Annotated in this window: 9 protein-coding genes; all 9 read left to right on the top strand. The window is 36.1% G+C overall.

Going from position 1 to position 18,613, the window contains the following annotated elements; genetic code table 11:
* Positions 1-2 precede the first annotated feature (2 nt).
* The 9 genes from WH267_RS19220 (at position 3) to WH267_RS19180 (ending at position 18,589) form a co-directional block, all read left to right on the top strand.
* On the top strand, positions 3-770 hold the full coding sequence (locus WH267_RS19220) for a succinate dehydrogenase/fumarate reductase iron-sulfur subunit (protein WP_115970462.1): 768 nt from the start codon (positions 3-5) through the stop codon (positions 768-770).
* Between the two features lie 203 nt (positions 771-973).
* Positions 974-1,156, top strand: a complete 183-nt coding sequence (locus WH267_RS19215; RefSeq protein ID WP_340010335.1) for a hypothetical protein — start codon at positions 974-976, stop codon at positions 1,154-1,156.
* A gap of 79 nt (positions 1,157-1,235) precedes the next feature.
* Positions 1,236-2,810 (top strand): vitamin K epoxide reductase family protein, encoded by a 1,575-nt coding sequence (locus tag WH267_RS19210; protein WP_340010333.1) that lies wholly within the window; start codon positions 1,236-1,238, stop codon positions 2,808-2,810.
* A gap of 377 nt (positions 2,811-3,187) precedes the next feature.
* Positions 3,188-4,717, top strand: a complete 1,530-nt coding sequence (locus WH267_RS19205; protein ID WP_340010332.1) for a TlpA family protein disulfide reductase — start codon at positions 3,188-3,190, stop codon at positions 4,715-4,717.
* A 108-nt stretch (positions 4,718-4,825) separates the two neighbouring features.
* Positions 4,826-6,238 (top strand): 23S rRNA (uracil(1939)-C(5))-methyltransferase RlmD, encoded by a 1,413-nt coding sequence (gene rlmD / locus WH267_RS19200; RefSeq protein ID WP_115970459.1) that lies wholly within the window; start codon positions 4,826-4,828, stop codon positions 6,236-6,238.
* A gap of 53 nt (positions 6,239-6,291) precedes the next feature.
* Positions 6,292-6,747: a DUF6452 family protein gene (locus WH267_RS19195; protein WP_340010331.1), complete on the top strand. Its 456-nt coding sequence runs from the start codon at positions 6,292-6,294 to the stop codon at positions 6,745-6,747.
* Positions 6,713-7,378, top strand: coding sequence for a DUF6048 family protein (locus WH267_RS19190; RefSeq protein WP_115970457.1), 666 nt, complete (start codon positions 6,713-6,715; stop codon positions 7,376-7,378). Before WH267_RS19195 ends, WH267_RS19190 begins: the two co-directional genes overlap by 35 nt.
* Positions 7,379-8,153: 775 nt before the next feature.
* The gene (locus WH267_RS19185) at positions 8,154-13,316 is read left to right on the top strand and encodes a fibronectin type III domain-containing protein (RefSeq protein WP_340010330.1); all 5,163 of its coding nucleotides are present in this window, start codon (positions 8,154-8,156) and stop codon (positions 13,314-13,316) included.
* Between the two features lie 245 nt (positions 13,317-13,561).
* Positions 13,562-18,589 (top strand): GEVED domain-containing protein, encoded by a 5,028-nt coding sequence (locus tag WH267_RS19180; protein ID WP_340010329.1) that lies wholly within the window; start codon positions 13,562-13,564, stop codon positions 18,587-18,589.
* The last annotated feature ends 24 nt before the right edge of the window (positions 18,590-18,613 follow it).

Below are 18,613 nucleotides of genomic sequence, written 5' to 3'. Positions count from 1 at the left end.
TTATGAGTGCAAAAAAAGGCCTTCATCTTACGCTGAAAATTTGGAGACAAAAAAATAGTAAAACTAAAGGTCAGTTTGAGACCTATAAAATATCAGATGTATCTACAGATTCTTCATTTTTGGAGATGCTGGATATTCTGAACGAAAATTTAATTAACGATGGTAAAGAACCTATCGCTTTCGATCACGACTGTCGTGAAGGAATCTGCGGTATGTGTTCCCTTTACATCAATGGTAGAGCTCATGGTCCTGATACAGGTATTACTACTTGTCAGCTTCACATGAGAATGTTCAAAGATGGAGAGACAATCGTTATTGAACCTTGGAGAAGTGCTGCTTTCCCTGTTATCAAAGATTTGATGGTAGACAGAAGCGCATTCGACAGAGTAATGGCAGCAGGTGGTTTCATCTCTGTAAATACTTCAGGAAATACTTTGGATGCTAACGCGATTCCGGTTCCTAAAGAAGATGCAGACAAAGCAATGGATGCTGCTGCTTGTATCGGATGTGGAGCTTGTGTAGCTACATGTAAAAACGGATCAGCAATGCTATTCGTGGGAGCTAAAGTTTCTCAGTATGCATTACTTCCTCAAGGTAGAGTAGAGGCTAAAAGAAGAGTTCTGAACATGGTGAAAGCTATGGATGAAGAAGGATTCGGAAACTGTTCAAACACTGGTGCTTGTGAAGTTGAGTGCCCTAAAGGTATTTCTCTTGAGAATATCGCAAGAATGAATAGAGAATACATGTCTGCTCTTGTAGATCAAGGATAGAATTGATTCAAAATACTTAAAAATCGCTCTCGTTTTCGGGAGCGATTTTTTTTTATATCTCTATTTTATCTATTAAAGTTTGTTAATTTATTGTTTGATTTGATTGTTGTTCCTATAATAATTCTATATTTGGTGAACAATTTGTAAAAAAATATCAAATGAAAAAATTAAAAAAATCAAAAGGAATTTTATCAAGAAATGAAATGAGAACTATTAGTGGAGCTATTGTTCTTGAGAGCGAAATGCATGGTGAAGGAGGAGGAGGAGGATATTGTGGTGGTATTTGTGGATACTACGGTCCTGGCTGCAGTAGCTCTGGTTATTCAGATTGTAGCTGTTCAGCGTCTTCGCCTCTTATGTCAGGTTTTTGCCGAAGACATGGTTAATATCAAATTATAAAAAAATAAATCCGTCTCTAATTAGAGGCGGATTTTACTTGGTAATTAAAACATTTAAATCTTTATTATGTCAGTAGAGCAAAATTTGGAACCATTCATTTTGTATCTTAAAAATCAAAATATCTCAATTAATTTCAGTGAATTTAAAATTCAAATAGAAACGCATCCTGATTATCCAAGTCTGCTTGCTTTCAGTGATACTCTTACATTTTTTAATATTCCTAATCTCGCGACAAAAATATATACAAACGAATTTGATGATTTGCCGGATTCCTTTATTGCATTGTTACAGGAAGAACAAAAAGCTCCCTTTTTTTCATTTTTAGAATATAAAGAAGGATTATATCAATATACTGTAGGAGATGAAAAGAAGAAAGGTACATTACAAGAGATTGATAAGCTTTGGAAAAATGTAGTTTTATTGATAGAAAAACCGGAAGACTTTATTGATACAAAACCCAATAATGGAATAATGCAATCTTTGTTAATAGGAGGACTGGTTATGGCTATTTTAGGTATTACTTACTTGTTTTCTAGTTCACTTCTAGTAGTTTCTTTTGGAGCCCTAAGCTTATTAGGGATTTTTTTTTCATTTGAAGCCTTAAAAACAGAATTAGGTCTGAGTTCTAAAATTTCACAAACTTTTTGTAGTGCAATGGCTAATGCAGATTGTAAACAAGTTATAAATTCAAATAAGATTTCATGGCTCAAATATTTTAAAATAAGTGATATTAGTATTTGGTTTTTTATTTCACAAGTTTTAAACCTTTTATTGTTTGTTGTTGCTGGAGCTTCAACTGTATTTTTAAGTTATATGATGGTTGTTTTAGTCTTATCCATTCCGATGACTCTCTATTCCATATATTTTCAATATGCAATAGAGAAGAAATGGTGTCCTGTTTGTTTAACTATTATAGGTATTGTTTATTTACAAACTACATTAATTTTTACAGAATTGCCGCAATTATTTTTTAAAATAGAATTATTGAGTCTTTTTATATTTGTATTTTTATTAATCGCGGCTTTAGTATATTATTCAAAACCTTATTTTATAGAAAAAAAAGAAATACAGGAAGAGTATATAAGACAATTGAGGTTTTCTAGAAATTATGAAATTTTTAGAAATAATTTAAAAAGTTCAAAAATTGAATTTTTTAATAAAGATCTAATTATATTAGGAAGATCAAATACTAGTAAAAGGATTACAGTGGTAACAAGTCCTTTTTGCGGTTTTTGTCAAGATGTTCATGAAGCTTTAGAAGGTGTTTTAGAAAGATATTCAGAGCAAATTTCAATAAGTATTAGGTTTAATCTTTATGAGGAGGCTATGGATGATAATACTAAAAATCTCCTAATACGATTAGTTGAAGTTTATAATAATGGGGGTGACTTAATTTTTATTGAGGCTTTAAATACATGGTTTAAAAATAATGATTTTAATGCTTGGTTTCTGAAATATGGTAAGCCTCAAAATGTAAGTATGATAAAGTCTCATCTTAATGAGATTACTAAAGAAAATCTTGCAAAAGGGTTAAGTTTTACACCTAATATATTTCTTAACCAATATAACTATCCTAAACATTATAAGAGAGAAGATTTAGAATATTTTATTGCAGATTGGATAGAAGATGAAGGGCTTTAGAATATTATTGAAAATATCGCAAGAATAAATAGAGAATAGATATCTGCTCTTATAGATGAAAGATAGAATTAATTCAAAATACTTAAAAGTCGCCCTCGGTTCGGGAGTGATTTTTTTATATACGTATTGTAGCTGTTAAAGTTTGTTAACTTATTGTCAGATCTTAGGTTTACTTTGTTGAATAAGTATATATTTGGAGGGCAGTTGAATGATGTAAAAAATGCATTGTTTCAGTTGTTTTTTAACGATGAAAAATAGACAGAAAAAGTAATTGGAATGTTCCTTTTTATCGATGTAATAAAATTTTCAAAAAAAAATTATCAGTGTGAATTAACAGGCCCTAAAAAGCGTATTTTTGTGTAATATTAAAAATTGAAATGAAAAAATATCTTTTATTGTTTATCATCGCGATTTTCGTGATGTCTTGTTCAAAAAAAGTTGAAATAAACGGAAAAATTACAGGGGGTGGCCCCTTGGAAAGAATTGAATTTATAGATGCTTCAGGAGTTGGAACATTACCACTAGTAAATTTAGGAACTGATAAAGATGGTAACTTTTCAGGTAGTTTTGAAGTTTCTAAAGATGGGATGTATGAAATGACCTATGCAGGAAAAAGAAATTTAATTTACTTAAAAGGAGGGCAAAAGCTTAATCTTTCGGGGAATGGTATTACATTCCCGATGGAGTATGTAATTTCTGGTGAGGCAAAAAAAAATAATGATTTTCATAAAGCTAATGAGAAATTTTTATTAGAATATGCTCAGAAAATTAATATGGATGAGCTTGTGGCAAAAGGAGAAAAGCTCTTTTTAAACGGAGTTCAGAAAATTGAAATAGATTTAAACAAAAATATAGATGAAAATGTAAATAAGTTTAATCCAGATAAAGGTGTTATTCAATGGGATAAAAACAATATTTCTAGTATAATACTTAAATTGCTTGCTCAATATAGAATAGGGCAAGCGCAAACGTCAGGAAATCCATCCTTTAAAGTCTCTAAATCCTTCTTTGATTATGAAGATAAACTTCAAATAAATAAGGATGACATGATAAAAGGACATGCTACTTATAGAGAATACCTATTAATTACAATGAGTCCTGATTTCCAAAAATTTGCAGAATCTAAAACCAAGAATAAAAAAGATATTGTGATTTCAGAGATTTTTTCAGAGTTTCTTAAACAGAGAGATGGGATTTCACAGGTGGCTAAAGACTACCTCTTAGCTTTCGTTATATCTCAAGATATTCATCCTAGTGCTGATGCTAAAAATATTGATAAAATCAAAAAATTAATTGATACTGATATTAAGGACTCAGTAATTAAAAATGACTTATTTAAATTGCAGATGGCAATTACAGGTCTTAAAATTGGAGAAGTGGCCCCTGAAGCTGCTTTAGTAAAACAGGATGGAAAAGCATACAAACTTTCTGAAAACAAAGGGAAACCTTATATGTTGTTCTTCTATGCTTCATGGAATCCTTATATCGGAGAAGCTACGGTACCAGTTTTAAAAGAAGTTGTAAATTTCTACAAATCTAAAATGAACTTTGTTTTTGTAAACGTAGACGATACAAAAGACCAGTTTATTAAAACAAGCAATTCATTATTAAAAGGTATTCAGGGAGTGAATGTATACGGAGAAAAAGGAATGGAGTCTGATATTGCTAAAAAATATGGAGTATACGGATTCAAATTACCTTGCTTTGTAATCATCGATAAAGATGGAAAAATAGCAAGCAGATCTTTTGTAAACCTTGGAGAACAGGAATTGGTAACTATTCTGGATAAACTTACAGGACTTTCAGCTCCAAAAGTAGATCCGAATGCTCAGCAGATGCAGCCACAATTACAGATTGATCCTACTGCACCACAGCCTGCAAATCCGCAGCCTGCTCCTACAAAATAATAAACTTTAATATAGATCAGAACCTTATCCTCGGATAAGGTTTTTTTTATTGTATTTTTGCAAAGTGAAACTTTTAAAGTTTCGATTAGGAAAATAGAAAATTTTAGAATGAGCAGAAAGAATAAGAAAAATTTAGTTCTTGAAAATATAAAGCTGTTAAATGCCGGAGCAAAAGGTGTTGCTATTGGAAAAACGGAAGACGGTAAAACAGTATTGGTTTCGGGGGCAATTCCGGGAGATGTTGTGAATGTAAGAGTGAAAAAAGCCAAATCCAAATATTATGAGGGAGAAGCTGTAGATGTTTTAGAGAGATCTCCTTTCAGAACAGAGCCGAAGTGTGTGCATTTCGGAACCTGTGGTGGATGTAAATGGCAGAATATGAGCTATGAAAAACAGCTTGATTTTAAACAGGAAGAAGTATATAACAATATTAAAAGAATTGGTGGAATTGAAGACTTTGAAACCCTGTCAATCCTTGGTTCGAAAGAACAGTATTTTTATAGAAATAAAATGGAATTTTCTTTCTCCAATGCGAGATGGCTTACGCAGTATGAAATAAGCTCTGAAGAAAACTTTGGAAGCAAAGATGCTCTAGGATTCCATATTCCGGGAATGTGGAGTAAGATCTTAGACCTTAAAGAATGTTTTCTACAGGAAGATCCATCTAATGCAATCCGATTAGCGGTGAAGAAATACGCTGTAGAGAACGGATTAGATTTCTTTGATGTGAGAAACCATGAAGGATTCCTGAGAACTCTGATGATGAGACAGAACTCTAAAGGAGAATGGATGGTGTTATTCCAGCTTTTCAGAGAAGAAAAAGAAAACAGAGAAAAGCTTTTTGCATATATTCTGGAGAAGTTTCCGCAGATCAAAACGTTGGTATATGCGATCAATCCAAAAGCCAATGACTCTATTTATGATCTGGATATTAATGTATATTTTGGTGAAGGATATTTAATGGAAGAAATGGACGGATTGAAGTTTAAAATCGGACCAAAATCATTCTTCCAGACCAACTATAAGCAGGCATTGGAACTGTATAGAAAAACACTTGAATTTGCAGACCTTAAAGGAGATGAAGTAGTATATGATCTATATACCGGAACGGGAACAATTGCCCAGTATGTAGCAAGAAATGCAAAACAGGTAATCGGTATAGAATCTGTACAGGAAGCTATTGATGCAGCCATAGAACATGCTGAATTAAATGGTCTTACCAATACTACTTTCTATTGTGGAGATATGAAAAATGTCTTTAACGATGAATTTATGGAAAATCATCCTAAAGCAGATGTCCTGATTACAGATCCGCCAAGAGATGGAATGCATCAGAAAGTAGTGGAACAAATATTGAAATTAGCTCCGGAGAAAGTAGTCTATGTAAGTTGTAACTCAGCAACACAGGCTAGAGATCTGGCGCTGATGAAAGAACATTATAATGTAGTGAAAATATTACCGGTAGATATGTTCCCACAAACGCATCACGTAGAAAATATAGCATTGCTGATTAAAAAATAATTTAATTAAATTTGAGCTCAAATCTTAATATGAAGTATTTTAAATTTCTCATAATGCTCTGCTTCGTTGGAATGTTTTATTCATGTGGCAGTGATGATGATATCTGCGAAAGCGGAGAGGGAACTCCAAGAATGAAGGTTGCCTTTAAGACTGCAGCATCAGATGGTAAGGAAACAACACTTGATTCATTGTCTGTAGCAGTAGATTATGGTTCAGGAAAAGTGGATTTGGGATGGCAGAAAAAAATAGATTCAAGGCTTATTCCTCTAAGGGTAGATGATTCACCTTATACCGATATTTATTTTAAAACATCTACTAAAGGTAAAGAATCTAAAGTAAGAATTAAATATACAACACAGGCAATATATGTATCTCCCGGATGTGGAGCCAAAAAAACATATGACAATTTAAGTTCAGAATTAATAACTCCTGACCCTGTTCAAAGCCTGGAAAATGGACAAAATCAAATATTGAATGAAGACAAGACTAATCTTTACCTTATTTTTTAGCCTGTTCGGGATTCTAGCCTCAGCACAGGAAGAAAAGAAAGAAGAAGTAAAAAAAGTACATTGGAAATATGAGCCAAATTTTATGGTTGGGCTTGATGTCTTGAATACAGGATTGGGATTCTTTTCAGATAGAAAGTTATATCAGGGATTTATTTCCTCAAAGATTAATGGGAACGTTCATGCTATTGCAGAAGCTGGTTTTGAGAAAAATATATATCAGAAAAACAGCTATGATGCTAAAGTAAGCGGTCCTTTTATTAAGCTTGGTGCATTTTATATGCTGGCTAAGGATAGAGAAAATGAATTCAATGGTTTCTATGCAGGTGGAAAAGTTGCCGGATCATTTTATAATCAGGAGTACATGGCTGTTCCTGTCCGTGGATATGGAGGAAGTAATTCTTCAGTGTCTTTTCCTGCATCCTCACAGTCTTCTTTCTGGCTGGAAGGTACTTTGGGAGGAAGAGTACAGTTGTTTGATTCCAATTTTTATATTGATGTTAATCTGCAGCCCCGCTATCTGGCCTATACTTCCAAACAGGATAATATATCTCCAATGATTATTCCTGGATTTGGAAAAAGTTCCTCCAAATTTAATATGGGATTCGCATGGAATATTGCATATAAATTTTAATTAAACTCATTAATCATAACATTGAACCCGGGAAACTTTCCCGGGTTTTTTGTTTTTACTGATCAGGGCTGTTGATTACTGTATATAGTTGTTAAAGTTCTTTGGAAGAACTTCAGTATCAAAATCTGATGAAGCATAGGAAGCTAGCACTACCAGAAAAGATATTCAGATTCTCTGTATAGTGTGACATTGTTTCCTGGAACAGTTCAGAATAAGCTATTAAAAGGTAGCAAATGCTAGATAACAATGAAGTAAATAAAAAAGACAGCAACTTTGTAATTTCTCCAAACCCTGTAAATGATATTCTGAATACTCCCAGCGTTTCTCATGTATTAACCTTATGAATGTGTAATTTGGAAGTTAAATCGTTAAAAAAGTCTTTATTGATGATAATAAAGTAAATGTGCTTTGGTTGTTGAATGTAAATTATATTATTGCGATAAAAGATAATATTTTTCGGAAATTATTGAATACATTAAAAAATAATAATAGGGTCAAATCCATATAAATTTACTGAATTTATATGGATTCTTTATTTTTAATCATATAGGGTATTATAGTTTAATTTTTACAAAAAAACAATTTAAAGAATGTATTATAATGAAAAAATGTTTAGATTTGTGTAAATATTAAAATATTAGTTTATGGAATAAAATTACTTTTTTTACTACAGATACTCTGTAAATTACGAGGTTTTGGAAATAAAGTACGGGCCTTGTTAAATGGAAATACTATAATTCTTAATTATCGTTATCATTATTAAATTTTAAAAAATATGAGTGGACTTTTACTCTGTAAAATGAGCCGACCTTTTAAGGTGCTCATTGCATTGCTCTGTATGGTCGTCGGATTGTCCATACAGGCACAAACCATTACAATTGGTACCGGAACGGCAACCCAAAAGTATCCTTTAGGGGTTGCTAATGGATTTGAACGCTCCGCATCTGTTTACACGGCTGCAGAAATTGCTGCCGCAGGAGGAACTGCTGGAAGTATTTTATCCTTGGGATGGAATTCTACCTCAACTTTCAATATAGGGATTCCTCTAAAAATTTATATAAAAGCTGTACCTGCTACAACGCTTACAGCTCAAAACTGGGCTGCTGCAACTACCGGGGCTACCTTATTATATAGTGGAACTGTAGGTCTTGTACCAACAGGATGGTATACTGTCCCTTTACAGCTTCCTTTCACTTATAATGGAGTGGATAACCTTATGGTGCTTGTAGAAACTAACTATGGTGGTTCTGGAACCTTCACTACAGGAGCAAAGCTTACCTATTCTAGTGTACCAACAGGACATATGTATATTCAGGGCAACACTACAGCGCCTACCGGAAATGGTACGGTTACGGGTAACAGACCTAATATTCAGATGACCTTCGGAACACCACCATCATGTTTGTCTATGCCTCCTGGTGGTGTAATCACTGCAGGAACAATTACAGCAACAAGTGCTGAGATCAAGTGGCCTGCTTATGTACCGGTACCTGCATTAGGGTATGATGTGTATTATAACACAACTAATGTACCACCGGGAGCCGGCACAGCACCTAATGTAACTGTCCCGCCGGCAACACCTACCGCTACGATAGGTCCATTGCTTCCTAATACAACTTATTATGTTTGGGTAAGAGCAAGATGTAGTGCAACTGATCAAAGTGAGTGGTCTGCATCATTTGCCTTTGCTACGCCGGCTACATGTCCGGCAATGCCTGCTGCCGGAACTATTACAACAGGAACAATAACGCCTACAACAGCAGCAATTTCCTGGACTGCGTTTGGTTATACACCTGCATTAGGATTTGATATTTATTATAATACTACGGGGGCAACGCCTCCTCCAGGAGCTCCGGCAACACAGAATGTTCCGTCAGGAACAAGTGCAATACTTACTCCTTTACTTCCTAATACAACCTATTATGTATGGGTAAGGGCAAGATGTAGCGCAACAGATCAAAGTGCCTGGAATACTACGCCAAAATCTTTTGCAACACCTCCTACGTGTCTTCCGGTTCCTTCAACTGCTGGTTCCCTGACGGTAGGATCAATGACACCTACAAGTGTTGTTGTTGGTTGGGCAGCTTCGAGTTCAGCACCTGCAGGAGGATATGAAGTATATTACAATACAACGGGGACACCACCGACTTCAGCTGTTGGTACAATAGGAACTATTGTTGCAGGAACTTCTGCCCCTTTATCTCCATTGGTATCAGGAACCACTTATTATTGGTGGGTAAGAGCCGTTTGTACGCCTACAGACAAAAGCTCCTGGGTTGAGGGACCTGCATTTGCCCCTGGGCAGATAGGAACCGGAACTGCTTATACAGAACAACTTCCTGTAGATGCATACTATGGATATAACTATTCTCAGCAGATTTACACTGCTGCAGAAGTTTTAGGAGCTGTAGGAGCTGGGAAATTTATCACTGAACTTAAGTTCTATGTTGAACAGCCTGTTACTGCTGAGCAGAATAAATATAATGAGTGGGTAGTCTATATGGGCAATACCACGCAAAATAGTTTTCCTGGAAGTTCAAGTTGGGTACCATATTCTTCTTTGAAAAAAGTATGGGAAGGTACTCTTCCTACAATGACAGCCGGAACGTGGGTGACCATACCATTAACTACTCCGATGTTATGGGATGGAACAAGTAATATTGTTATTGCTGTGGATGAAAACTCTCCAGGTTATGCGTCAGCTACGAAAGCCAGATGGGGAAGTTTCCCAGTTAGTGTTGAGAGAGGAATTTTATACAGAAATGATAGCACCAATCCGGATCCTACTTCTCCTCCAACTGCAACTAGTAGACACAAAGATATTCCGAAAATCAGACTTACTGGGTTAGAACTTGTACCTTGTTCTGCAGCACCACCTACTAATATTGCCATAAATAGTATTACTTCAAGTACTGCTATTGTTACATGGACGCCTTCACTAGGAGCTACTTATGTGGTACAATACAGACCAACTTCTGGTGGACCTTGGAAAACGATGCCAGCTACAGCAGTTCTGGCTAGTAATCAACAGTTGATTAATTTGGCAGATGGAACTACATATGAAGTTCAGATCGCAACAATTTGTAACGGTAGTCCACAGGGACCATTCTCTGCAAGTACTAATTTTACAACACCAGCTCTTACATACTGTGCTAATGTTCCGCCTACTGCTATGCCAAGCGGGTATATTGGTAAAGTTGTAGTTACTCCTACGAACGGTCCGTTAATGGTGAGTAATTCAGGATATGATGGATATAAAGATTACTCTGCTGATCCTACAAGATTAGTTACTTTAGTGAGAGGTACATCAAGTAATAAAATAACGATTACTAAATTCTGGCCTGGTTCTTCATCAAGCTATGGAATAGGAGTATGGATTGACCTTAACAGAAATGGAGTTTTTGAACCTACTGAAAGATTTGTTAATGGTTCTTATAGCACAACTAATCCTGTGAATTCAATAGGTACTGGTTTCACAATAGCACTTCCGCCATCTCCAGCTACTTATGATGGGCCTCTTTTGACCCGTATGCGAGTGGTTATGATGAATGATGATGTTGACTCTCCTTGTGGGCCTTTTACAGGCAGTGGAGAAGTAGAGGATTATGGAGTAAGATTGATTGATCAGCCAGTATGTACAACGGCTCCGCCAACAAATATTACGATTTCAAATATTACTGATACAAGTGCAACATTCTCTTGGACTGCAGCTACTGGAGCAACGTATAAGCTACAGTATAGAAAGAAAGTGGCACCTGGGAATGCTTGGGTTCCTATTAACACAATACCCGCACCTGGAAATGTTTATACTATTCCAACAAACACTTTATTAGAGCAAACTGAGTATGAAGTTCAGGTAGCTACGATCTGTGGTGGGGTAGCAGGAGCTTGGTCTGCACTTATGCCATTTACTACATTACCGCTGCAGTATTGTCCGGTAACAGGTAGTGGAGATAACGACCACATTTCAAATGTTACTGTTACTTCATCTAATTTAGGTGTTCCTGTGATGAGCAACACAACTGTTCAGAACTATTATACAAGCTATACAACACCAGCTACCCTTATTACTTTAGATGCAAATTCAAGTGGTAATAAAATTGCTGTTGGAAAAGGATGGACAGGATCATCAGGTAATGATGCCGTTGTAGCCTGGATCGATTATAACAGAAACGGACAGTTTGAAACTTCTGAAAGAATTCTTAATTCTCCGGCAAGTACTACCACTCCGGTTACTGATCTGTTTACTGTTCCTAATGTTCCTACAGCTTATACAGGACAATATACTACAACGATGAGAGTAATGCTGAAGAATGGAAGTGTTCCAACAGCCTGTGCAAATGCTGCTAATGGTGAAGTTGAAGATTATGCGGTAAGAATCAGACCATGTAGTAATGCGATGCCAAATCCACCTGTTTTTGGGACTCCGGCTCATACTTCGATTGTTGTTAATTTATCAGGAGCTCTTAATACGACAACTTATCTTGTAAAATATAGAGTAAAGGGAACTTCTACATGGACGCAGATTTATGCATCTACAGTATTAGGAAATGTTCCACTTACTATTACAGGATTAAATCCTGCAACAATTTACGAAATTGAAGTTTCTACAATGTGTGGTGGAACAGTGGGACCAGCTACACCAATCCAGACTTTCTCGACGAGATGTGATCCAACACCTCCGACAGTAACCGTAAGCAATATCACTCCAACAAGTGCTTTGATTACGTGGAATCCAATAGTACCAAATGCTATATATAAAATGAGATGGAGAAAAGTAGGAACTCCAAATTGGCCAAATGCTGAAATCAATCTTCCTGCTGCTCCTACCAACACTTATGTATTGAATAATCTGGATTCATTTGTTACTTATGAAGTTCAGATTGCCAATCAATGTGCTGGTGAAACTAACTGGAATGATTTCTCAAATTCTCAGGTATTTACAACAACAAGAATATGTGAAATCCCGCCTCCAGGACTGACAATTACTCAACTATTGCCAACGACTGCAGAGGTTGCATGGGATGCATATCCGGGAGCTACTTATATCCTTAGATATAGAAAAGTGGGTATTCCAAGCTGGACAGAAATTACGACACCTGTTAATAAAGCCGTATTGGATGGTCTTGTAGAAATGACAAAGTATGAAATGCAGGTCGTTAATATCTGTAGCGGAAAACCAGGAAATTATACTCCTCCGTACTACTTTACAACACCTACTGTGATTTACTGTAAGATGAAATCAGAAAATTCAGCAGCAGAGTACATTTCTAAGGTAACTGTTATTCCAAATGGAAAACCTAAAATGGAAAATGCATCAAAAGGATCAAGCTATACAGATTATACAGGTGTTCCTAAGGCAATGATTGAACTGATCCAGGGATCTACAGATAATGAAATTATCATCGAGAAAAAATGGATTGGAAAAACTTATAAAGAAGGAATTTCAGTTTGGATCGACTTCGACAGAAATGGAGAGTTTGATATCAACGAAAAAATCCTGACTTCATATCCAAGCCTTGACACTCCTATATCAGGTAAGTTCAGTGTACCGGCAGACGCATTTGTAAGTACAACAGATTACAAATATGTAGTAATGAGAGTGGCAATGGAAAGAGATGGTGTTCCTGTAGCCTGTGTGAATGTTAAAAACGGAGAAGTTGAAGATTATACAGTTAGAATTTCTAAACTGGGAGCTTCTAATCCGATTGACCAGACAGAGATCCTTATCTATCCTAATCCTGTAAGTACAGTATTGTATGTGAAAAATATCAGCAGAAAAGCTAAATATAAAATCTACAATGCTGCAGGGCAAATCGTAGTAGAAGGTATTTTATTAAATAATGAACTTAACGTTAGCAAATTGATTAACGGTGTTTATGTAATAGATATCGATGATAACGGTAATACTGCTCAAAAGAAATTTATCAAAGAATAATTAGCTAAATTTCATATATAATAAGCCTTCAGAAATGAAGGCTTATTTTTTTGTTCAGATTTTTATTTTAAGGAAAATAAATCAATAATTGTTGATATTTTTATTAGAATATTGATTATTTGTTTAAATTTTCAATTTATTTAATGTTTTATTAGTGACTTTATATTGTATTTGTGTTTTAATATTGTTTATTGATAATAAAGTGAGTAGGTTTGTGAGATTAATACAAAGTTTTGAGAAATACTATGAAGAAAATTTTTACTTCTTTCTTTTTCCTTAGCTTGTTGGCAATGTTCCATGCACAGTGGACTCCTTCGGCATTCAGAGGAAAAGCGATTCACGAGGGCTCACCGGCCAAAAACTTTTATTCTTTGGACATTTCATTGTTAAAATCTCAATTAGAGAGAGCACAGGAGACAGGTCAAAATGCTCGACCTGTCACTATATCTTTACCCACTGTAAGTGGAAAAATTGAAAGATTTGCTGTGTATAGTTTTCCTGTTGTAGTGAAAGAATTGGCCGATCAATATCAGTTAGGCTCCTATGTAGGAGTAGGAGTAGATGATCCCTCTAAATATTTACGGTTTAGTCTGGCTCCTAATGATTTTCAGTCTATGATTATAACCGGTGAAGGAACCGAGTTTATAGAACCAGCCAATGTAGATAAAACAATCTACGAAGTCCACCCGAAAACATCAGGTGGAAAAAATGGTTTTATATGTTCAACTAGGGAACGAGAGAGTGATCAGCAAGAAATAGAAAATCTTCATCAATATGGAAAATCTTTTACTAATCAACCTACAGATTTTAGACGATCTTCTGACCGAAAATATAGAACGTTGAGATTGGCTATGTCTGTTACGGGTGAATACACCCAGTTTTTTGGAGGTACAGTGGCAGGAGCTTTAACAGCTATTAACGCTACACTCACCAGGGTAAATGGAATCTTTGAAAAAGATTTTGCCCTTCATTTAAATTTACAAAACTACCCGAATGTCATATATACAAATCCCAATACTGATCCTTATTCTCCTGCAAGCATAGGAAATTCACCCCCAAATTTTCCATGGAGTACAGAATTGCAGCAAACACTAGCTTCCAATGTGGGAAATGCCAATTATGATATTGGACATCTATTTGGTGCATCAGGAGGGGGGGGGATGGCTGGCTGTATTGGCTGTATTTGTTTAGATCCAGGCAATCCAAATCCAGCAACAGGAAACGGTAAAGGTTCAGGTTATACCTCTCCCGCTAATGGAGTTCCACAGGGAGATACTTTTGATGTTGACTTTGTTGCTCATGAAATGGGACATCAACTGGGAGGAAATCATACATTTATGTATGAGTTTCAAGGACCCAATACACAATTTGAACCCGGCTCAGGTACAACGATTATGGGCTATGCAGGAGTTGCAAATGGTAATGCCGGTACTGCCCCTTCTCCAGGAGGAACATTTGATATACAGCCCAATAGTGATGCTTATTTCCTTAGAAACAGTATTAATCAGGTTCAGACAGTCTTAACTACCGCGACATGTGATATAGAAACAGCAATAACAAATAATTCTCCAGTAATTGCTGCTCTGCCTACCTATAATATTCCTAAAGGAACAGCATTTGTTCTGACAGCTTCAGCCACAGATGCTGAAAATGATCCGATGACCTATACCTGGGAACAGGCAGATGCTATGCTTGATAACACTCCTCCTATTGATAATATCAACTTGGGAAATACAATTTCCGGTGCATCATTCAGATCTGTAATACCATCTACGAGCCCTATTCGTTATTTTCCTAAATTGTCCTCTGTATTAGCAGGAGTTTTACATGATATCAATGGTTGGGAAGCAGTGTCTACAGTTGCAAGAACAACAAAATTTTCAATAACAGTAAGGGATAATCATCCACTTGCCAATCAGCAACAGACTCAGTCTGCTGTTCAGACTATTATTGTAGGAAATAACGGCCCTTTCAAAGTAAACCCCACCACGGTTTATAATAACGGACCAACAAACGTAACCTGGGATGTTGTAGGAACTAATACAGCACCTTATAATGCAGCCAATGTAAAAATAGATTTTACTACAGATAATGGAGGAAGCTGGAACGTAGTAACTGCTTCAACTCCTAATGACGGAAGTGAAACGTTAGACTTTAGTTCCTTTCCCCTTACAGTTGGTGGGATTGCCAAAATCAGGGTAAGTGCTATCAATAATGTATTTTATGCTATAGGTAGTGCTTCAATAGATACATTACCAATCTGTACTTCCAATCCTCCGGGAGGGGTAGTAGCTACAACCCTGACTCAAAACTCTGCAACAATCACCTGGAATGCTTCATTTAATGCTACCTATATTGTGCAGTATCGTGTTGCAGGAGCTTCTGTTTGGACAACTTATGCACCAAATCCTATTACAAATACGGTAACACTTACAGGATTAACAGCAGGAACACATTATGAAGTTCAGATTGCCAATATCTGCTCAGGAATAACCGGTAATTTTTCCGCGCCAACATTGTTTATGACTCCTTATTGTGCAGTAACCTCCAGTAATACAGACAATGGCTATATCTCTAATGTAACAGTAGCTGCAACAAATTCCTATACTATGAGTAATTCCTCTGGAGCCAATAATTATACAGATTATTCTGTAAATGCTGCACAGTTAATTACTGTAGTTAGAGGAACTAACAATAATACCATTTCGGTTTCCAAATCCTGGCCTGCTGCTATGAGTAACAAAGCTGCAAGTGCCTGGATTGATTTTAATAAAAATGGTACTTTTGAAACTTCTGAAAGAATTTTAAATGTATCCAATAATACAGTTACTCCTGTAACAGGAACATTTCAGGTGCCGGCAGGTGCCTATGCAGGACCACTTACAACACGTATGCGGGTAATTTTAAGAGATGTGAATAATCCTAATGTATGCACCTCATTTACTAATGGTGAAGTTGAGGATTATGCAGTGAAAATTATTGATATACCAGCATGTACCAATGCTGCACCCTCTAATATCACAATCACTAACCTTACCCCCAATTCTGCAAATGTGTCATGGGCTGCAACAACGGGGGCTATCTATGTTTTAAGATACAGAAAAATAGGAGCCCCTACATGGACCACTATAAATCCTGTACCAGCTCCCATAAATAATTATACTATTTCAGGCTTAACGGAGCAGACTCAGTATGAAGTTCAGGTAGCTACCAAATGTAATGGAGCTGTGCAGGGGCAATTTTCTCCTTCACAGCAATTTACCACTCCTATATTAACATATTGTTCTATGACCGGAACAGGAACCAATGATCATATTTCAAATGTGACGATTACTCCGATAAATCCCGGATTGCCGGTAATGAATAATAATTCTGCACAAACAAATTATATCAGCTATACAACTCCGGCTACATTGATCACACTGGAAATAGGTTCTGTTGATAATAAGATTTCCGTTGTTAAAGATTGGACCGGAGCTACAGGAAGTGTAGCAGTTACAGCATGGATTGATTTTAACAGAGATGGTGTTTTTGATAATTCAGAAAGGATTCTTATTTCTGCAGCCAGTTCAACTACTCTTGTTACTGCTAAATTTAATGTTCCCGCAGGCGCCTATTCTGGACCGTTAACAACTACAATGAGAGTTGTCCTGAAACGAAACAGCGCTCCTGTAATGTGCCAGAATGCAATAGATGGGGAAGTGGAAGATTATGTAGTACGTTTAAGACCATGCAGTACAGATACCCCAACAGGTTTTATGGTGAATACAATAACCCATAATTCAGCCAACATTAATTGGGTGGCAGCAGCTAATAACCTTACCTATCTTCTGCAATATAGAGTGCAAGGGACCCCAACATGGACTGATGTATACGGTTCAAGTATTCCATATACGCTTAATAACCTGTTTCCTTCTACTACCTATGAAGTACAGGTGGCTGCAAATTGTGGAAAAACAGCAGGAATATTTACTCCTGTTCAAACATTCACGACAAGATGTGATCCTGCTCCGCCAAGTGTTACGGTAGGTAGTGTTACAACAAATACTGCAGTTGTTACCTGGAATACTGCAGTAGTAAATGTAAAATATAAAATGAGATGGAGAAAAGTAGGGGTTACAGGTTGGCCTAATCCTGAAATTGATCTTCCGGCTGCCCCGATTAATAGTTATATGTTATCTGGATTAGTTCCATATACTACCTATGAAGTACAGATTGCAAGTCAGTGTGCAAATGAGACGATCTGGAATTCATATTCAAATTCAATTGTATTTACGACAGAAAGAAACTGTGAGCTTCCTCCACCAGGATTAACGATCACCCAGTTATTACCTACTTCAGCAGAAATTAAATGGGATTCTTTCCCAGGAGTAACTTATATTCTCAGATATAGAAGAGTGGGGGTTCCAAGCTGGACCAATATTCCTGTGGCTACAAATACCTATACATTAACAGGATTGCTGGAGAATACAAAATACGAAATGCAGGTCGCCAATGTGTGTAACGGAGCATCATCAGGAACATTCACACTTACATACTATTTTATAACCCCTATTGTAACGTATTGTAAAATGGTTTCCGGAAATGCTACGAATGAACACATTGCCAAGGTCACTGTAAGACCAAATGGAAAGCCGGTTATGGAAAATGCCTCAGGAGCATCAACTTATACGGATTATTCCGGAGTTCCTAAGGCATTTATAGAAATGGTTCAGGGATCTACAGATAATGAAATCACAATTGAAAAAAAATGGACAGGAACCAGCCATAAGGAAGGAATTGCCGTATGGATTGATTTTAACCGAAATGGAGAATTTGATATTGATGAAAAAGTGCTCACCTCCCCACCAAATACAACAACTCCTGTTACGGGAAGATTCAATGTGCCGGCAGACGCTTTTGTAAGTATGACAGATTATAAGTATGTAGTGATGCGGGTTGCAATGGAGCGTGATGGTATTCCGGTAAACTGTGTTAATATTAAAAACGGAGAAGTAGAAGACTATTCCATAAGGATATCTGGAAAATATACTCCTAATCCTCTGAACCAAACAGATATTTTAATCTATCCTAATCCTGTAAGTTCAGTATTGTATGTGAAAAATATCAGCAAGAAAGCAAAATATAAAATTTACAATACAGCAGGACAGATTGTAACAAACGGGATTCTTCTGAATAATCAACTCAATGTAAGCAGACTTATCAAAGGGGTCTATGTAATAGATATTGATGATAATGATAAAACTGCACAAAAGAAATTTATTAAAGAATGATGTATATAAAGAAAGCCCTCAGAA

The organism is Chryseobacterium sp. MYb328, assembly GCF_037572595.1.
Lineage (GTDB): Bacteria > Bacteroidota > Bacteroidia > Flavobacteriales > Weeksellaceae > Chryseobacterium > Chryseobacterium pennae.
Note: the sequence above shows the minus strand (reverse complement) of the source record. Positions and strands in the feature narration are given on the sequence as shown.